This window comes from Photobacterium piscicola, from assembly GCF_046058925.1.
GTDB classification, from domain to species: Bacteria; Pseudomonadota; Gammaproteobacteria; order Enterobacterales; family Vibrionaceae; genus Photobacterium; species Photobacterium piscicola.
This window is the reverse complement of sequence record NZ_CP175535.1, coordinates 634,271-654,999: the sequence shown is the minus strand read 5'-3', so window position 1 is coordinate 654,999 and position 20,729 is coordinate 634,271. Positions and strand designations below refer to the sequence as shown.

The following is a 20,729-nucleotide window of genomic DNA, read 5'->3' as shown; positions in this document are numbered from 1 at the left end:
TAGTGGCACCTATGGGGTAATAGTTGAATCTAGTGGATGGTGAAGCGCATACCATAACTGTCCCGCTGCGATTGCACCGTCATTTGATGGCAGTTTTTCACCACAATATAACGGTTGCGATAGGACAGAGAACTGGTGATAAATTTGATCCATCAATACTCGGTTTTGAAAAACACCACCACCAAGAACAACTGCGTGGTGAGGATGTTGCTTCGCAATCGTGACAATCATTTTAGCAATAGCCATAAACACACTATGTGCTAAGCTATTAATCCATATTTGATGCTGTATATCATTGATTTCACCAACAAGCGGCACTACATGTGCAAATAATGGCTGCCAATCAAAGATACCGCTGTCTGTGATCTGAAAAGACAATGGAATATGGCATAGATCTTGTTTAGCCGCTTGTTCTAATAACAGCCCACATTGACCTTCATAATTAACCTTATCAATCAACCCAAGTAAGCAAGCCCAAGCATCGATAAATCGTCCCATTGATGAGGTATAAGGTGAACGACTACCACTTTGCCACAACCGATATAAATTATTGAAATAGCTATCATTCCAAGAAGAAAAAGCATTTAACTGCATCGCTTTAATATCATCAAGACAATAGCATTCAAGTAACATTGCAAATAATAGTCGTGCAGGCTCTTTTATTGCTTTTTCACCACCAAGAAGACGGAAAGGACGTAAATAACCGAGACGTTGATAGTCTTGGCACGATGCTAGTAACACTTCACCTCCCCAAACCGTATCATCATCACCTTGACCTGTGCCGTCAAAAGTAAAACCAATCACCGGTTTGGTTAAATTAAATTCAGCCATTACAGCCAAAATATGCGCATGGTGGTGCTGTACTTGTAATAAATTTAATGGGATTTTTGATTCAGAAATCAATTTCTTGGCGTAGATTGATGAAGAGTAACCCGCATGTTTATCGCACACAAGTTGTGGTGCCGTCACTTGATATAGCTCTTGTAACTCAGTCACAGCTTGTTGATAACGCTGCTCAGTATCAAGATTGTTAAGATCACCAATATAAGGTGATAAAACCCATTGTTGAGGTAAAGCTAAAGCTATCGTAGATTTTTGTTGTGCGCCTAAAGCTAATGTCATCGTCTCAGCTTTATGACCAAAATGGCTATAGGGCGCATAACCACGCGCCATACGTAGAGTACGTATTTTTCCACCAGCATAATGAACGACACTATCATCACAGGCATGAATAATGGAACGATTATGATCAAGTACACTATCAATAACCCCCCAAAATTGGTGTTTAATTTGCTCAATATCTGTCGCAATTGGCATGCCAGAAACATTCGCACTGGTCATGACTAACACGGCGGTTGCATTAATGTCAGCTAACGCGGTAAACAATAAATAATGCAAAGGAGTATAAGGTAGCATAACCCCTAAATAAGGCACATTAGGTGCAACATTCGCAGCAACACTCACACCAGACGGGGTGCCATGAATAGTTTGATATTTATGCATTAACACGATCGGGCGAGCCTGAGCATCCAATGCTTGCCACTCCATCGCATCACCAATGACTAATTGTTGTGCCGACGTAATATCTGCAACCATTACCGCTAATGGTTTTTGTTGGCGATGTTTAATATGGCGCAATTGTGTAACAGCATCAGGATTGGTGCCATCACAAACAAGGTGAAAACCACCTAATCCTTTAATCGCAACCACCGCCCCAGCTTGAAGACGTTTGGCTAATTGATTAATGGCCGCTTGCTGGGTTAATTCATCTGATACAGCGTTATCATGATAATCAATAAACCGTGTCCATGGTCCGCAAACTGCACAACTTATTGGCTGAGCATGGTAACGACGATCAAGGGGATTTTCATACGCTTGTTGACAATCATGACATAATGCAAAGCTTGCCATACTGGTTGCTACGCGGTCATAAGGTAATGATCGCGTAATACTGTAACGAGGGCCACAATGAGTACAATTGGTAAAAGGATAACGATAATAACGCGAAGTAGGATTCATAATGTCTTGTTTACAGGCATTACAAAGCCCTTGATCGGGAGAAACACACACTGTAGTACTATCACAATGCTGGCTTTTCTCGATACTAAATAATGTTGGCTTTTCTGCGTTGAACCATAATGATAATGGCATCACTGTCATTTGATCTATACGACTTAATAGCGGTGCTTGTTGCTGAAGTTCAATAATAAATTGTTCAAGGTTTTCAATCTTACCTTGAGCATCTATCTTGACGCCTTCTGAATCATTAATTACCCATCCAACAAGCGCATATTTCAGCGCCAGTTGGTAGACAAAGGGGCGGAAACCGACCCCTTGTACAATGCCGGTAATATGAATATATTGTCGTGCAAAGTTGTCTTTCACTGCGATTTTCCAGCTAAATTACGACAGCATTAATATGCCACCAAAGGCTGCCATAACAACACCAACTACACGCATTAAACGTTGGTTGATTGTTGATGTCATGACGAACTTACCTAATGCAATACCTGACACATGTAAGATTGCCGTTGCTACAATAAAACCACTGAAGTATTCCAGTGCTTGTGCGTCAAGCGGCATTTCCATGCCATGTGCCATACCGTGGAATAGTGCGAAAGCCATTACTAAGCCCGTTGCCACTTTCTCTGACATACGGCCACCAGCTAATAACATTGCCCCCATACCAATAACAGATAAAGCAATACCCATTTCAATGCCCGGTAATACCATGCCCGCAACACCTAATGCACCACCGATAACCATAATTCCAATAAATGCCATAGGTAAACGTGATACTGCTTTACCGCCCATTAATGCAGCTAATAGACCCACACCAATCATTACGGATAAGTGATCAAGACCTGTAAATGGGTGAACAAAACCGGTCATAAAACCCGTTGTTGTATGGGGACCTATGTGACCTGGGTGTGCTAAAACGAGGGGTGAAAAAAGAGTAAGCGCACTGGCAACAATATGTTTAAGTTTCATTTATTTTTGTCCTTAGTGTAATAGAATGAAAACCCGACCTAACGGGGATTTATTGCTAATGAATAATAAGCTTATTCATTAACATTAAATTCAATACCTAAGCGTGATTAAATCATTCCTATAATGCGCTCAGAATGCGTATAAGCATCTGCACGGCCATTACGACAATGACCCAATAACGTCAGGTTAAGTTTTTCCGCTAAATCAACGGCCATTTTGGTCGCTGATGAAATCGCTAATAATACTTCAACGCCTGCTGCCGCTGCTTTTTGAACCATTTCAAAACTGGCACGACTTGTGACCAATACAGCGCCACCGGTTAGCTGTTGTTGATGAATACACCCCACCAATTTATCTAATGCAATATGACGACCGACATCTTCAAAAATAGCAGCGACTTGACCTTGGTTATCGATATACACCGCAGCATGAGCAGAGCCTGTTAGTTGATTCAATTGCTGCTTGCGTAATAATTGTTGTAAGACAGGATCAAGATGACTTAAATCAAATTGCACCGATGACGGCACAGGTGCTAATACACGGCATACCGTTTCTAATTTTTCTTCACCACAAATACCACACCCCGTCAGCCCTGCTAATGAGCGACGTTTTTGCTGCAAACGTACAACACAACGGTTAGCAATGGTAACGTTAATATTGATGCCATCGCATGTGGGTGTCATCTCAATATCATGAATATCACGATGATGATCAATGATCCCTTCTGATAACGAAAAGCCAATCGCAAACTGTTCTAAGTCATTAGGCGTGCACATCATGACGGTGTAAGCAACACCATTAAAAGCAATGGCAACCGGCGTTTCTTCAATAATGTAATCAAGTTCATTGCAATCATTTTTGCCTTTACGGTAACGTACAATAGGACGTTCACTTGCATTACAAAACATCGATTCCGGTAACGCTTCAAAGGTGTTCAACATCTTTTTCCTTTACTTATCTATTACGATATTTATTTTTTATTTATAATATTCAATTAATTAAACGAAAATCTTGACTATTCAAACCCATTTTTTGCATGCGTGATAACAATGTAGTTCGCTTTAAACCCAACTGATTCGCCGCACCATTAGGACCTGCAATAACACCACCACAATGAATTAATGCATCGACTATCATTTGTTTATCAATCATCGGTGACGGTAATTTAACATCAGCGGGCAATACAACATCTTGTATCACAGGCTCGACTGGCGTAAGAGTTAACATTGATGGTGATGAAACCAATTCTTGGGTTGGCACGTTAAGCACATGACCTCGTGTCAAAATAACTGAACGTTCGATCACATTACGTAACTCACGCACATTACCGGGCCATGAGAATTGCTGCATAATATGCATATCTTCAACCGCAATAGAGGTAATATTTTTACCCATTTTTTTTGCTAACTCTCGCGTAAAATGTTTTACCAATAAAGGAATATCTTCTGCTCGTTCTCGTAACGGCGGAATCTCAATTGGAAAAACATTTAAGCGATAATACAAGTCATTACGAAATTGTTTTTGTTGTACCATGTCTAATAGGTTCACATTAGTCGCCACCACAATACGAACATCAATACTGATCAACTGATTTTTACCAACACGCTCAATTTCATTTTCTTGCAAAACACGTAATAATTTAGGCTGTAACTCCAATGGCATATCGCCAATTTCATCTAGAAATAGTGTGCCTTTATGCGCTTGTTCAAATCGCCCCACACGTTGAGTTACAGCACCTGTGAATGCACCACGTTCATGACCAAACAATTCACTTTCAAACAAACCACTCGGGATCGCCGCACAATTCATCTTTACCATGTCAGTTTTACTGCGATGACTCATTTTATGGATCGCACGTGCAATCAACTCTTTACCTGTACCAGATTCACCTAAAATTAATACGGTACTGTCACAGCTTGCTACTAATGCAACTTGCTCTAACACTTTATTCATCACTTCACTTTGACTAATAATGTCATCGAAAATAGCATGCTCGTCATAGCTCTCTTCAATGCTGATAAACTTAGTCTGTAGTCGATGCGGTGTTGCTGATTGATGCACTTTTATACTGTGTATAGCCAATGCAACACGGGCTGATATTTGCTTAAATAACTCAATCTCCGTCTGCTGAAATTGTGTTTCTACTGCCTTGACATAACAGATATAACCGATCGTTAACCCTCTAAATATCATAGGTATAATACAAGCACTTTTAGCCTGTGATGAAAAATAGGGACTATTATCATCATGGTTTAATTTATAAATATCAGCCGCAGTCAAAATAACAGCTTGGTTATTTTGAACCGCATTCTTAATCATACTGTCATCGGTAAAAAAATGGCATTGATAATCCATTTCACCATTAATATCAACATCACCACCAGAATATTGATTATAGTGGCCGTCTTGAGACTGTATAATTGATAGTTCATTCATTCCAAAACGTTGATATAAAAAATGCAATAATGAACCAATCAGTTCTTTTTTTGAACTCTGATTAATAACCGCATTTGTAATATCAACTAAAAACTGGAAATCTTTATGCTCATTACTTAATTGCTGAGTGAGCGATGATGCAATTTGATGTTCAAGAATATGTTCGATCATTGCAGCAACCATATTATTGAACAGTTTAAATTGTTTTTCTACATCATCATGATTAGGTAGACGAAGGTTAATATATTCAATAGCACCTAACTGTTGGTTTGCTATTAGTAGCGGTATTTTACAGTATGTTTGGATATTAGTGTATGCCGGATGAAGAGATAATTGAGGAAAAGTACGATAAAGCTCTTCACCATTAATGTAATGGCTATATTCACACGATACAACATGATGAAGACTTAAACTATCTTCTGAATAATCATAACGTTGGAACTCTTTATCTGCATTTTGATAATATAAAATTGATTGAGCACTTATGTCATCTTTTAAAATAATATTAACACGATCAGCATCGATAAATAATAAACGTTCATTATTTAGAAAATTAATCACACCTGAAATGTCATTTATAGACAATAATGCCTTAGAAAAGATCATTAAATCGCTTTCAAAGTTTTCCATGCTAACATTAACTCTTACTGATAATATGGCTCGAATAGCGAATAAAAATCCAAGCATTTATTATACAATTCTCAATCATTTTAATAACCAAGTATTGATCCATATCAATCAATAATTATTAACAACAGTATCTTTAAAATAAAACGAATAAAAATTAAAATATTTGAGCTGACAAATAAATTAAAACAATGATTTTTAATAACAAAAAACACAAGGAACCAAGATAAAAATAATCAATCTTTTATCTTGGAAACCTTATTTTCATTTATGATGCTATATATTGTATATCAAACATAACAAGTCTTATTTACACAACATTTTTATGCATTAGCAACATGGTTTTTCAAACGTGCTTTTAAATTACTGTATTCAGTTTGTACATAATTTTCAGCCCATGGCTGATCATCAATGTTCTCTACTTTAACCGCACAGTATTTAAATTCAGGCGTATTTGAAATAGGATCGACATGCTCAATGGTTAATTCATTACATGCGCCAATCCACCATTGGTATGTCATGTAAACCACACCTCTGTTTACACGCTCATTGTAGTTAGCACGCGAGATAACTTTGCCGCGACGAGAAGATACCCACACTAATTGTTGATCATCGATCCCCAATGCTTTGGCATCATTCGGGTGCATTTGCACATAACCAGGTTCATCAGCCAATGTTTGTAGTGCAGAACAGTTACCTGTCATTGAACGACAAGAATAGTGGCCCACTTCACGTACAGTTGACAATACCAATGGATATTCGGCATCAGGTTGCTCTAGCGGCGGACGCCAATCAGCACCAATGAAGATACCTTTACCCGAAGGTGTAGTGAACTTGTTGTCTTTAAATAAGTAAGACGTACCTGGGTGATCTTCTGTTGGACAAGGCCATTGTACAGATTTTAGATCAGCCATTTTTTCATACGTCACACCGGCATAATCAGGACATAACGCACGTAGTTCATCCCAGATTTCTTCAGTGTTATTGTACGACATAGGGTAACCCATGTACGTTGCTAACAAACTAAAGATTTCCCAGTCAGGTTTCACATTACCGGTCGGAACCACTGCTTTATAGAAGCGTTGGAAACCACGGTCAGCACTACTGTACACGCCTTCATGTTCACCCCAGCTTGTTGCAGGGAAAATAACATCCGCAAATTCCGCTGTTTGAGTCATGAAGATATCTTGAACGATAACCAATTCCATTTTACGCATAGTCGCGCGCATGGCGGCAAGATCAGCTTCAGTTTGTGCTGGATCTTCACCAAAGATATAAAACGCTTTACAAATACCTTCATCAGCCTTGTGGCCAACTTCAGTCAGACGGTAGCCCGGCTTACCTGAAAGCTCAACACCCCACGCTTTTTCAAACTTTTCGCGGTTTGCATCAATGTTTACGTCTTGATAGCCAGGGAATTGGTGCGGCAACATACCCATATCACAGGTACCTTGAACGTTGTTTTGACCACGAACCGGACCACAACCTACACCAGGACGGCCAAAGTTACCGGTTAACAGTGCAAGACCCGCTAAACCACGAACCACGTCAACTGCCTGACCGTACTGAGTAACGCCCATACCCCATAGAATCATAGCTTCAGGTGCCGCAGCGTAAGTACGTGCAGCCAAACGGATATCCGCAGCTTTTAGACCTGTTACTTCTTCCACTGTTTCTGGCGTGTAACGTGAAGCAATTTCACGGAACTCATCAAAACCTTCAGTGTTGTATTGTACGAACGCTTTATCGTAAAGATTTTCTTCGATAATCACATTTGCTAACGCATTAACAAGTGCCATGTTCGAGCCGTTCTTTAACGCTAACCATTGATCAGCAACACGCGCAGATTCGATCTTACGTGGGTCACATACAATAATTTTAGCGCCATTTGCACGGGCTTTTAAAATATGTCGTGCTACAACTGGGTGAGAATCAGCCGCGTTGTAACCGAAGATGAGTAAGCATTTAGTTTGTTGAATTTCGGGAATCGCGTTACTCATTGCGCCATTACCTACTGTTGTCTCCAGACCGGAGACTGATGGTGCGTGTCACACCCTAGCACAGTGGTCAACATTGTTGGTTCCGATCACCGCCCTTGCGAGTTTTTGCATCACATAGTTGGCTTCGTTACCCGGACCGCGGGCTGAACCTGTTGTCATTATCGCATCTGGACCATACTGCTTTTTAATTGCCATTAGCTTATCGCCGGCAAATTGAATAGCTTCGTCCCAAGACACGGCTTCTAAGGCTGACTCACGTGTACGGCGAATCATTGGTTGCTTCAAGCGTGGCGTTAATAAGTTGGTATCGTTGAGGAAATCCCAACCATAGTAGCCTTTCAAACAAAGTTGGCCTTCATTGGTACGACCCATTGCTGGTTCTGCTGCCACGACTTTGTTATTTTCGACAACCAACTTTAGTTTGCACCCAGTACCACAGTAGGGACAAACAACAATTGATTTTTTCATACTAACCTTTTTGGCTATAATTGTTATTAATGCGTATTTTAAACCAAGGGTTTATAACACTAACGAATGATTGCTACAGCATCATTGAGCGCTGCTGCTTCACGTTTTTGCTTGCTGGCTTCGGTCAATGTTTCAGGTTCAATAATCTGAATCGCGTTTGTTGGACAGACTTCCACACACGCAGGACCAGCATCACGATGGGAACACAAGTCACACTTTAATGCTTGAGACTGAGGAACCATGCGCTTAAATAACGACGCGCCTTTGGACTCTTCAACCATTTTAGTCACAACATTCATTGCGCCGAAAGGACAAGCGATGACACAGGTTTTACACCCGATACAACGTGACTGAATCACTTTCACATAACCATCTTCTAAAACGATGGCATTATTAGGGCAAACCTGAGCACAAGGTGCATCATCACATTGACGACACATAACTGGTGTTGTTACATGCGCATTTTTCACCAAGGTCAAACGAGGTGTAAATTCTACTGCATCAACACCAGTAAGCATTCCGTCTACTTGGTGAGAAACAACACATGCAATTTCACAGGTTCGACACCCAATACACAGATTTGGATCTGCAAAAACAAACCGGTTCATGGTCTATACCTTGTTAATGTCGATACATCACAGCATAGTGTTATGCTACGATACTTTATAAGCATTTATTGTACCAAAAATATCCACAAATCGAATTTATTTTTAAGCCAATGAAATATAGTTAAAAAAAAAGAAAGTGCGAGCACTGTCACGCTTTCTTTTTTTAGAGTGTCGATAATCACTTTCTATTAATCAAATCCATCGTCATTTTTCGTCAATACTATCGACACTTTATCGACACCGACTAACAGCGATTACTTAGCAATGCTCAAAACCACCCGATCCTTGCCATTCAGGTAAACGCTGATAAATAGTTTCAACCGCGGTTTGCACCATCTCAGTTAATGGAAATGAAAATGCGACAATCGCAGGCTGAATACCCACAAAAATAACCTCAGGCACAAAGGTTTTTAAATCATCAATCAAAAAATTGAGCGGTAAACTATGGGTCGAGACCACATACATATCGACAATAGTTTCTGGATCAATAATTCTCACTTCTCCCGCCTGTTCACCGATATCAGCCGCATCCACCACAATCACTCGTTGCGGTTGAGCTTTACGAATAAGGTGCAAACAATCTTCAGGCATCGAGCCGCCTTCAAGTACACTCCAGCCTGTAATCGGATTATCTTTGATCATTTTTGCTAATAAGGGTCCAGCGCCATCATCTCCCATCATGCTATTACCCACGGTGAGTACAATATTGCTGACAGACAAATCAACATCATCGTTAGAGACACTTTCGCCCATCACTGTTGACAAATTCACTTCCTGTAACATAGTTAGCGTATTCCTCGAATCATCATATACATGGTCGGTTCACGGTGAATATCCCCAAGCGCGGTAATAAAATCACGAGTCAATTGCTGTGATCGCGCATTTTGAGTTGAACTATCAATCCGATCAAACGCTAATGCCAGCATATTAAGATGTTCAGGATAAATGGTGATTTCACCAAACACAAAATAGCCTTTCATTTTATTAAATGCTTCACCGTCTTGTGGTAAGCCACTGATCCAATCTAGGTATTTATCACCTTCACATTCAATTACGGCCTTTAAACAATCGACCACACCTAAATGGTGACCGATCGCCAAACTGTAATACATGATCTGCTTAGCTTCTTCTGGCACATCATAGCTCTCATCAACAAACTTACGTCCTAAGGTATAAAAGTAGACGTGGCCTTGAAAATGACACGACTGTGTTAATTCCACTAAAGCAGTACTCATTGGTGACAACCTTCACACGATGCTTGACCTTGTTGTGTGCTCGGACATGCTTCTGAACCTGTTAATGCTGTCATGGTTTTTGATAGCAAAATATTCACGATTTCAGTAAGTCGCGGATCATCTTTAGTTGCAAGGTAAGCACTGATTTTTTGATCAACGTCATCGGCACTACAAGTAGCGAGTACATTCATAACGTCATCAGCAATACGTTGTCCTTGCACATAACCTGCAAGTACGCGTGCTTGACGCTCAATCATCACTTTAATATCCAATGGAATTTCAGTGTGTTTTAAACTTGCCTTTTGTACTTCAGGTTGATGCACTTTGGCTTTTAATTTTTGATCAAGTAAACCCAGTGCAACCGCAAACCCATAAATGGTCGCCGCGGGGGTCGGAGGACAACCCGGAATGTAAACATCTACTGGGACAATTTTATCCGTACCACCCCATACACAATAAAGGTCGTGGAAAATACCACCATCACAACCACATGCACCGTATGAAATCACAATCTTAGGATCAGGTGCTGCTTCATAAGCACGTAATGCAGGTGCACGCATAGCACGAGTTACTGAACCGGTATACAGCAAAATATCAGCATGACGTGGAGACGCTACAATTTTAATACCAAAGCGCTCGGTATCAAAAATAGGTGTCGTGGCCGCAAAAATTTCGATCTCACATGCGTTACAACCACCGCAGTCAACTCGGTATACATACGCTGAACGACGAATCTCCTTGATCAATGCATCTTTTAGCTTTTGGCTATTCGGTGGCAATTCAACAGGTACGGTTTGAGTGTGGGCTGTGCCGACTAATTGTTTAATACCTTTCATTACTTTTGATCCCCAAGGTAACGTAGGTGACTGACATTTTCGCTATCTAGCATATTGTTACGACGACGACATTCAGGGCATGTTTCAATTTGCTTACGGCGCTCTTGAAGTTGCTCACCCGTTACACCACTGTGTGCTAACGTATCTAAAACATATTCAAGTAACTTACGTGCCACAAATGGACGTTCACATTGACGACAATTTGCTAACGTAAATACCGCTTCATCATAAAGATCGGCTTTACTGGTTACCGCTAACTCAAAATTCTGAGTCAATTTAATCGCATGAGTTGGACACACTTCTTCACAACGGCCACAGAAAATACAGCGAGCGGTTGACAGTTCCCAACGACGAGTGCCCGCTTTGGCATCTGTTTCCATGATCAAAGCATTGGCAGGACAAGCGCGCGTACATGCACCACAAGATAAACACTGATCAGCGTCTAATTCTGGCTTACCACGAAAATCTTCATTCACTTCCATCGGAGCAAAAGGATATTTGGTGGTAACTGACCCTGTTTTTATTACCGTTTTTAATAACTTAAACACATGACCTCCTAAAGCTTGAATGGCGAGTTCTTGCGGTCAATGCTGTATTGCTCAATCGCTTTATAAGGAACTGTTTTACTACGTTGTTTTTTAGTATCAACAATAGTTACACGGTCAGTACATGAGTAACATGGATCTAAGCTACCAATGATTAACGGCGCATCTGCCACAGTGTTACCACGTAACATATAGCGTAATGTTGGCCAGTTAGCATATGTAGCTGCACGACAACGCCAGCGGAATAACTTCTGATTATCGCCGGTCATGCTCCAGTGAACGTTTTCACCACGTGGTGCTTCAGTAAAGCCCAATGCGAATTTATTCGGTTTATAGTCAAAGCCTTCAGTTAAAATCGCACCTGGTGGCAAGTGATCCAAACCGTATTCAATCACATTTAATGATTCAAACACTTCGCGTACACGTACCATTACACGAGAGAATACATCACCATTTTCCATCACTTGAATATCAATCGGTACGCTACCGTATGACTCTAATGATTGGCCATGCACAATACGCACATCACGGTTAAAACCACTCGCACGGATCAATGGACCTACAGGGCTGTAATCACGTGCAATTTGCTTTGATAAAATACCCACACCTTCAGTGCGGCTACCGATATTTGGTGTCGCAAGTAGCACATCCACCAGCTCAGAGAACTTCTGATGGACTTCTTTCACCATCGCAATACCTTGTACGCGCTGCTGTTTTAGAAAATCACGACGTACGCCACCAATTAAGTTCATGCCATATGTTTTACGGGCACCTGTTAGTAACTCAGCCAATTCCATGGTCTTTTCACGCACACGGAAAAATTGCATAAAGCCAGAGTCAAAACCAACGAAATGGCTTGATAAACCAATGTTTAATAAGTGACTGTGCAGACGTTCAACTTCAAGTAATACCGTACGGATCATCTTGGCGCGGAATGGCACATCAACCGATAATGCATTTTCAATGGTATTGCTGTAACCGACACTATGAGTAAAACCACAGATACCACATACACGGTCAGTTAACTGTGCCACTTCATGGTAACCCATGCGTGTTTCAGCTAATTTTTCCATACCACGGTGAACATAGAACATACGGTAATCCGCATCAACAATGTCTTCACCATCAACGAATAAACGGAAGTGACCCGGTTCATCCGATGTAATATGTAACGGACCCACAGGCACGATACGGTTGCTGTCATTACCCAGTTGATTATCAAATTGGTACGTTTCAGTTTCTGTTGTTGGTTGTGGACGCTGACGGTAATCCATTGCATCTTTACGCAATGGGTGCAGGTTTTCAGGCCAATCATCGGGTAGAACTAAACGACGTTCATCAGGCAAACCTACTGGGCGTAGACCGTACATATCACGGATTTCACGCTCGCCCCATACCGCAGCAGGAATGGTTGGAGTAATAGAGATAAACTCTTGGCTATTAGCATCAACTAAGACTTTTACCGTTACCCAGCTTTTTACTTCACCTTCCATAGAAAGCGCATGATAAACCGCAAAGTGACCATTAAGGCTACGTTCATCATTACCAAAAGTAACCGTTAACCAGCCGCCTTGATCGTAGTAAAGCCATTTCATCACCTCAACCAACGAAGTCATTTTAACGGTGATAGTCACTTGGTTTTCGGTCTGCCACTCTTCATCAATAATTGCGGATGGAAAGAAATGATTCACACCATCGACATAATTTTTACCAATACGACCCGCTTGTGGCTGCGAGTGAAATTGTTGAGATGTATTGTTTGTCATATCTATTACTTACCAACCAAAAATTAAAAATATCAGTGCCAATACAGCCACTAAAAACGCAGGGAAAATCGTACGGTGAATTTGAGTAAAACGTACACGTGCCATGGTGTTTTCAACTAAACCAGCAATCAAGAACACCACAAACAATTTAATCAACAAAATGATGGAAGCTGAAAATAAGCCACCAAAACTTAAGCTGCTTGCTTTACCCCAAGGAATGAAAATCGCAAGGAATAACTGTGCAACAACAAGTTGTTTTAAACCTAAACCCAATTTCACCATCGCCAATGCAGAACCTGAGTATTCTGTTACTGGGCCTTCTTGAAGCTCTTGCTCTGCTTCTGCACTGTCAAACGGCACTTTGCCCATTTCGATAAACAATGCAAACGCACATACAAGACCTGCAAGAATAACGGTTAATGGATGCTGCCAATGGTTATTCGCTAACGCGTGGCTGATATAACCTAAGTCAGTGGTACCAACACTTAACGCAACCACGACAATTGCAAGAATTAGAATTGGCTCAACTAAGATACCCAACGTCAATTCACGGCTACTACCGATACCTGCAAACATACTGTTTGAATCGATACCTGATAATGCGAAGAAGAAACGGAAAATCGCTAACAAGTAAATATCGGTAATAATGTCACCCGAAATTGGAAACGGTGACACTTGAGTAACGGTAGGCAGTGCCATGCCAATTAATAGCATTGTCACTACAAGTACCCATGGCATTATCCAAAAAATAAAACCAGAGTTTGCAGGTGCTACCGATTGGCGACGCAATAATTTGGCAATATCACGGTAATCTTGTAATACACCAGGCCCTTGACGCGAATGAATTTTAGCGCGAATAACACGAGAAAAACCCGTTGCCAGTGGCGCTAACATCAGCATTAAAATAGCTTGGACAATCGCTAAAACAATCCAACCCGCTGTTGGCATTTCAAGTGGGGACATTAGAGACTAACTCCTGAAATGAGAGGAACAAACAACACCACAATCACCACCGCAATAACGCAGAAGCGACACACTTTACGACTATCGAGTGTTGGATTTTCACCACCTTCACTTAAATGAGGCAATACAAAACGCTCAGTCAATGATGCTTGGCGGTTGTTATAAATAAAGCCAAACATATTACGCATCGGACGGGTAATACTTGCAGCAGAAACCGTCATACGTTGTTCGTATTGGTAACCACACGCCCAAGGATCACCTTGATGACGACGAGCAAGACGACGTTGACGGAAAGCATAAAGTAACGCAGCAGGTACTAAAGTTAATAGTGCCAGTGCAATAGCGATGATAGGTGTTGAAAGGATCGCTTGATCAGCAACCGCAGGATATACCGTTAAACCATGAGCAACCGCTAATGGTGTCATATTTAACATTGATGAAGCAATTGATGAGAAGTAAGGTGCTATCCATGGTGCACACACGCCTAATACCACACACAATATTGCCAGTGATGTGGTTGCGGTGATCATTGCAGGACCCACTTCTCGAGTATTGGCTGCGCGTTCTGTTTTAGGTGCGCCAGTAAAACAAATACCGTATACCTTCACAAAACACATACATGCTAATGCGCCCGTAAACGCAAGCATTACCATACCAAATGGACCAAAGACTAGGTTTGCAACTGTGCCAACTTTACCCATGCTAAATAGCGATTGGTAAATAAACCATTCTGAGACAAAACCATTTAATGGCGGCAATGCACAAATTGCTAACGTACCAATCAAAAATGCGGCGGCTGTTTTAGGCATTGTTTTCGCCAAACCACCCATGTCATCCATTTCTTTGGTATGCATACGAAATACAATTGAACCAGAGCCTAAACATAACAGGCCTTTGAACACTGCGTGGTTTAATAAATGATATAGACCACCAAGAAGACCAAGCAATGCTAATACTGGATGATGTGAAGCAATACCAATCATACTCACACCCACACCAATTAAAATGATGCCGATATTTTCAATAGTATGGTATGCCAACAATCGTTTGATATCGTGTTCTGCTAGTGCGTACATTACGCCAAGCACAGAAGACACTGCACCAAAGATTAACACCAAGAAGCCCCACCATAATTGGGTTGCGCCAAGAAATAAAATCGCAAACTTCAAAATACCGTAAATACCAATCTTAACCATCACACAAGAAATCAAGGTTGAGCAGTATGACGGTGCAATCGGATAAGCTTTAGGTAACCAGCCATGTAAGCCAATACCAGCCGCTTTAATACCAAAACCAACTAAGGCTAATAAGAACACTAGAGATGCCGTTGCTCCAGTAACAGGGTTATGCATGATGGCACTAAACTGATAACTATCGGCATGAGAAGCAACGATCATAAATGCCACTACAACTAAAAAACTGGCTGCATGATCAGCAATAAAATATTGCAAGCCTGCTTTTTTACTTGTCGCACTACCATCACTAGTAACAATTAACCAAGAAGCCAGTGAAATGATCTCCATAAATACAATAAAGACCATTACATTGGCTGACACCACAAGCGCTGTCATCGCTGCGGCAAAAATATTGAACAGGACATTAACCTTCCAACCACCTTTGCCGTAGTATTCTTCTAAATAGTTAATTGAATAAACTGAAGCTGCCATGGTTACGACTGAAATGACCACCACCATTAGTGCTGATAGCATATCCATACTAAACCAATGACTGATCGCCGCCGTCGCATCCGCTGTATCGAAACCCGAAACAATCGTGCTTACCCCTGCAATGATGCCAAACAATCCACCAAATGCACTGATTACTCCAGCAATACGTAAACTTTCTTGCTCATGTTTACGCCCCTGATACGATAAAATCGCAGCCACGGCATAACTAATTAAAGCAAAACAAACTAAAACTAATGGGCTCATCGTGTTACTGCTCCACCTTTGGCTGACGCTGAACTATCTGCCGCGCACACACGTTTAATATCACGTGTTTTCGCGATACTTGCTTCATCAATCAGGATTATCGCTTGCGTTGGACACACTTCAGCACACGCGGGTCCTTGTTCTCGAAAACCACACAAATCACATTTAACCGCAATGCTTTTTACTCCTGGTTCCCAAGCAAGAATATCTTGACCAAATGTACTTGGAATAGAAGTTGAAGGATTACTTGAACGGATAGTGGAAGGGATATAAGTATCGTAGCTATTTGCCATCGCAATAGGTCGACTACCATCAAATGCGATTGCACCAAAAGGACAAGCAACAGCACATAAAGTACAACCAACACACAAGGTTTCATTAAGCATGACACGATCTTGTTGCTTGGTGATCGCTTGTACTGGACATACTGTGGCACAAGGTGCATCTTCACAATGACGACACATCACAGGCGCTGTGGCATCATCAAGTTTAACCACGGTTAGGCGGGGATGGCTTTGCAGTCCTTGTTGTTTATGTACTGTCGAACAAGCTGCCATGCAGGTGCCACAACCAATACACTTCTCAGGATCTGCAATTACAAAGCTTTTCATTGTCTACCTAGTCAATCGCAAAAAAACCTATTAAAGCAAGAAATATGCCACACAAGTATAATTTGAATAATAACTATAATATCAAAAGCTTAAAAATACATAATAGTAAAAAAATACTTTCTTAGATAACAATATATTGATTGTGGTGCCGTCAGCGGTAACTTCGACACAGCCATGTCGACACACTTCGACAGTCGAGTGTCGAACCATCATCTTAAAGAGCGGCGTCTATATCAGAAAAAGTACCATACGAAAAAGCCCTCTACCTATATTTCACATAAGTAAAGGGCCTTTATTGATACTCTAGATAGGATGCTGCATGGTATTAACAACGTTGCTTGCTAACCTATATTTACCGTTATCTGTTAATGCCATGCTTTTAAAATAATGCGCTCATCATCATCACGTTTAACCCAACCATCTTTTTCCATTCGGTTCGCTAGCGGAATAGAATATTTACGACTGAGATCGGTACGATCTTTAATATCCGTCATGGTAATACGATCATGGGGTTGATGATCTGCAATTACCGCTTTCACAAGATCTAAATATACCCCCATATCAAAATAGATATTTTCATCAAGCGCGGTAATGTATTTTTGGTGGCTTAATTGACGTAACCACTTTTTACCACCGACAATTTTGACTTTATTTAACTCAAGCCCAGCTTTGCCAAACTGACGAATTTGATGCAGAATATTAAGCGCATCTTGAGGTAAATCGTCTTCATTATCACCTTGTCCAACACACCATTTACCGTAACTTAAATGCACTTTCTGTTGTTGCTTTAAACGCTGCATAATCAGTTCAATCACGGCGTCATTGATCCGTAACCGACTGCATAATTCCGTCGAAGCCATAGAGATACCGCCACCCAGTAATGTTTCAACTTGTTGCGATATATCTGTTAGCCATTGGTTGTCAAAACAAAATGGTGCAATAAATGTTTGTTGTTCCGTTGGTTTAAAATCAACGTCATGACATTCAAAATAACCTTGTAACACTAACAACATCTGTCGTTGTGACTCTGGCTGTAATTGATGCGGTAAATTATTTAGCACGTCATATAGACGGCGTTTTTGATAACCAAAAATATAATCAGTCCACACCACTTCTGCGCCATGCTGTAAACCACTGCCACCTTTTTGGATCATCGCCAATCGTTGACCAAATAATAATGGCATTGGTTTTTCAAACACTAATCGAGCTAGCTCAGTATTGGGGATATAGCTCAGACGTGCTGTTCCGTGCCATGTTCCCATCGCCACTTCCACTTGGCGTTGTTTTTTAACTTTTAACTTTGTCGCTGTTTTAGTTAATCGTACAATACATTGATCACGCAAGGTGATGTGTTGATTGATACCGGTAATCAACTGCCCTCTACCAATATCCTTACGGCCAACCCCTTTAACATTCACCGCGACACGGCATGTTGCTGAAACTGAGGTTAATTGCTGGTGATAAGCCTGAATTGATCGCACTGTCCCAACAAGGTTTGATGGATGACACCGTACTTTATCGCCAATCGCTAATTGTCCTTGCGCGAGTGTACCCGTTAGCACCGTACCAATTCCGTTAACAACAAACACCCGATCAATATACATCAGAGGATCTGTCGCAGGCTCAAGCACTGCAATATCATCACTGTTTGCTGGCGCGATAACTTTATGACGTGCAATGTTGACCCGTACGGTATCAATTAAAAGTTGGCGCAGCGCTTCAATGTTATCTTTCTTTAATGCAGAAACAGTCACAATTTCAGGTAACAACCCGCTACGTTCCATGACTTGTTCTAACACTTGGTCTTCTATTTCAGCTAATTGCTCTGCATTGACTTTATCGCGTTTATTAATACAAACAACAATATCTTCAATCCCCATCGCATGTGCAACATCAAGGTGTGAAGTGGTCATTGGCATCCAACCTTCATCGGCCGCTACCACTAATAACAACACATTTAAATGCCATACGCCCGCGACCATATTACGCAAATAACGTTCATGTCCTGGTACATCAACCACACCAATAGTATTGCCATGATCATCTTGAAAATGCGCAAAGCCTAAATCTTGGGTCATGCCTAATTGCTGCTCATGAGGACGGGCGGTGATCATGCCTGTTAACGCTTCAATCAACGCAGTTTTACCATGGTCAACATGCCCAGCAAGACCAACTACGGCTTGATATTGTGTCGATATTACCGCCATTATTTAGCCTCAGTATTTTTATAAGATTGAATATAACCGTCAAGTTGAGCAATAAAGTCGATATGATCGCTATCTAATAAAGTCGCGACATTTAATAGCAACTGATTACTATTAACATAGCCAATTATCGGGATCGGTAATTCACGTAGCGCATCTAAATGCAGTTGTGCTTTACCGGGTAAGGTAAGTTTAAGACCATAACAAGGATAGGTTTCACTAGGAATGGCACCGCCACCGACTTGCATCACCAGAGGAACAGCCTGAGCATAAGATTTCCATCGTAGCGCCCATTGTTGAGCTAACGTTTGACTCACTTTAGCGCGATCTAACGCCTGTTGCGCGACACCAAAAGCCGCAGGATCACGGTTAAGTTTCTGGACTAATAATTGCTCAAGCATGGATAAAACAATTCGTCCCGGACGGAAGGTACGCATCATCGGGTTTTTAGCTAATTGTTGGCAAAGTTTTGGGCACCCTGCAATAATGCCCGCCTGCGGTCCACCAATGATTTTATCACCAGAGAAACAGACTAAATCAACGCCCATTTGCAAATAGCGTGGTAATGACACTTCACTTTGGGCATATTGTTCAGACGATAATCCAGAGCCTTGATCGATCACTAATGAAACATGCTCAGGTAGGCGTTCAGCCACATCCTGAATATCTGGCGATTCAGTAAACCCCTGCATTGAAAAATTAGACTGATGTACCATTAAGACCATCGCAGTATTTTCAGTGATCGCATTAATATAGTCATCACTGGTGGTAATATTGGTGGTGCCAACTTCAACTAACTTACAACCAGAAAGGGCTAGAATATCAGGGATACGAAAACCACCGCCAATTTGAACTTGCTCACCGCGAGAAACAATCACTTCTTTACCCGCAGCCAACGCATGCAGCACTAAGTAAACTGACGCAGCATTATTGTTTACAATTACACAATCTTCAGCGCCAATCCAACTCTGGATCAAGGTCGGTAATAAACCATTACGATCACCACGTTTACCATCAGCTAATTTCAACTCAAGGTTGTTATACCCCGTATTAACTGCTTTAACGCTGTCCCAAATTTGTTCGTTAATTGGAGAACGTCCAAGATTGGTGTGCACTGCTATACCGGTAGCATTCATTACTCGTTGTTGGCGACGACGATATAACTGACGGCAACTATCAAGCACTAAGGCCATAATATCGAGATCATTAACACCTTGAGTTTTAAAATCAGGGTGCTGACGGATAGATGCAAACAGTTGACGCAGTGTATTAGTTACAACTGGGCGACTTAATAAGCGCACATAATCAGTTAAATCTGAATGCTGAAGAAGTTGTTCAATTTGAGGAAAACGGTAGTTGATTGTTGGAGCGAGTGATGCAGAAGGTAGAGCTGGCGATGTTATTGTCGTCACGATAAGTTCCTTGGCTGAATTGCAGACAACAGCACTCATACCCTAGCCCAAATAGGCAAAGTAACGAGTGTCAGAGGAACCATTTAAACGCGCGAA

At 41.2% G+C, this 20,729-nt stretch carries 16 protein-coding genes; all 16 read right to left on the bottom strand.

From position 1 onward, the window contains the following. Positions 1-9: 9 nt before the first annotated feature. The 16 genes from hypF to selA all read right to left on the bottom strand — a co-directional run bounded on the left by hypF (position 10) and on the right by selA (position 20,633). Complete coding sequence (gene hypF, locus ACJZU6_RS17365) at positions 10-2,385, bottom strand: carbamoyltransferase HypF (protein WP_408901511.1); 2,376 nt, start codon at positions 2,383-2,385, stop codon at positions 10-12. A gap of 18 nt (positions 2,386-2,403) precedes the next feature. Then, positions 2,404-2,991, bottom strand: coding sequence for a HupE/UreJ family protein (locus ACJZU6_RS17360; RefSeq protein WP_080156304.1), 588 nt, complete (start codon positions 2,989-2,991; stop codon positions 2,404-2,406). Between the two features lie 107 nt (positions 2,992-3,098). Then, complete coding sequence (fdhD, locus tag ACJZU6_RS17355; RefSeq protein ID WP_199190760.1) at positions 3,099-3,932, bottom strand: formate dehydrogenase accessory sulfurtransferase FdhD; 834 nt, start codon at positions 3,930-3,932, stop codon at positions 3,099-3,101. Positions 3,933-3,981: 49 nt separating this feature from the next. Then, on the bottom strand, positions 3,982-6,057 hold the full coding sequence (locus tag ACJZU6_RS17350) for a sigma 54-interacting transcriptional regulator (protein ID WP_408901510.1): 2,076 nt from the start codon (positions 6,055-6,057) through the stop codon (positions 3,982-3,984). Between the two features lie 320 nt (positions 6,058-6,377). After that, the gene (gene fdhF, locus ACJZU6_RS17345; RefSeq protein ID WP_080156306.1) at positions 6,378-8,522 is read right to left on the bottom strand and encodes a formate dehydrogenase subunit alpha; all 2,145 of its coding nucleotides are present in this window, start codon (positions 8,520-8,522) and stop codon (positions 6,378-6,380) included. A 59-nt stretch (positions 8,523-8,581) separates the two neighbouring features. Continuing rightward, complete coding sequence (locus ACJZU6_RS17340; protein ID WP_080156307.1) at positions 8,582-9,130, bottom strand: 4Fe-4S dicluster domain-containing protein; 549 nt, start codon at positions 9,128-9,130, stop codon at positions 8,582-8,584. A 258-nt stretch (positions 9,131-9,388) separates the two neighbouring features. After that, a complete protein-coding gene (gene hycI, locus ACJZU6_RS17335) occupies positions 9,389-9,883 on the bottom strand; it encodes a hydrogenase maturation peptidase HycI (protein ID WP_080156574.1) in 495 nt (164 codons plus the stop codon). A 32-nt stretch (positions 9,884-9,915) separates the two neighbouring features. Then, positions 9,916-10,365, bottom strand: coding sequence for a formate hydrogenlyase maturation HycH family protein (locus tag ACJZU6_RS17330; RefSeq protein WP_408901509.1), 450 nt, complete (start codon positions 10,363-10,365; stop codon positions 9,916-9,918). Then, on the bottom strand, positions 10,362-11,201 hold the full coding sequence (locus tag ACJZU6_RS17325) for an NADH-quinone oxidoreductase subunit B family protein (RefSeq protein WP_080156309.1): 840 nt from the start codon (positions 11,199-11,201) through the stop codon (positions 10,362-10,364). The genes ACJZU6_RS17330 and ACJZU6_RS17325 overlap by 4 nt, the downstream gene beginning before the upstream one ends. Further along, positions 11,201-11,749, bottom strand: a complete 549-nt coding sequence (locus ACJZU6_RS17320) for a formate hydrogenlyase complex iron-sulfur subunit (RefSeq protein ID WP_080156310.1) — start codon at positions 11,747-11,749, stop codon at positions 11,201-11,203. Before ACJZU6_RS17320 ends, ACJZU6_RS17325 begins: the two co-directional genes overlap by 1 nt. 8 nt (positions 11,750-11,757) lie before the next feature. Beyond that, entirely contained in the window at positions 11,758-13,512 is a 1,755-nt protein-coding gene (locus ACJZU6_RS17315; RefSeq protein WP_408901508.1) for an NADH-quinone oxidoreductase subunit C, read from the bottom strand. A 9-nt stretch (positions 13,513-13,521) separates the two neighbouring features. Continuing rightward, positions 13,522-14,475: a respiratory chain complex I subunit 1 family protein gene (locus tag ACJZU6_RS17310; protein ID WP_107276090.1), complete on the bottom strand. Its 954-nt coding sequence runs from the start codon at positions 14,473-14,475 to the stop codon at positions 13,522-13,524. Then, positions 14,475-16,406, bottom strand: coding sequence for a proton-conducting transporter membrane subunit (locus tag ACJZU6_RS17305; protein ID WP_408901507.1), 1,932 nt, complete (start codon positions 16,404-16,406; stop codon positions 14,475-14,477). Before ACJZU6_RS17305 ends, ACJZU6_RS17310 begins: the two co-directional genes overlap by 1 nt. Continuing rightward, positions 16,403-17,017 carry a 4Fe-4S dicluster domain-containing protein gene (locus ACJZU6_RS17300; RefSeq protein WP_080156314.1) on the bottom strand — a complete coding sequence of 205 codons (615 nt, stop codon included), beginning with the start codon at positions 17,015-17,017 and terminating at the stop codon, positions 16,403-16,405. Before ACJZU6_RS17300 ends, ACJZU6_RS17305 begins: the two co-directional genes overlap by 4 nt. 365 nt (positions 17,018-17,382) lie before the next feature. After that, positions 17,383-19,224: a selenocysteine-specific translation elongation factor gene (gene selB, locus ACJZU6_RS17295; protein ID WP_408901506.1), complete on the bottom strand. Its 1,842-nt coding sequence runs from the start codon at positions 19,222-19,224 to the stop codon at positions 17,383-17,385. Then, positions 19,224-20,633 (bottom strand): L-seryl-tRNA(Sec) selenium transferase, encoded by a 1,410-nt coding sequence (gene selA / locus ACJZU6_RS17290; protein ID WP_408901505.1) that lies wholly within the window; start codon positions 20,631-20,633, stop codon positions 19,224-19,226. Before selA ends, selB begins: the two co-directional genes overlap by 1 nt. Positions 20,634-20,729 lie beyond the last annotated feature (96 nt).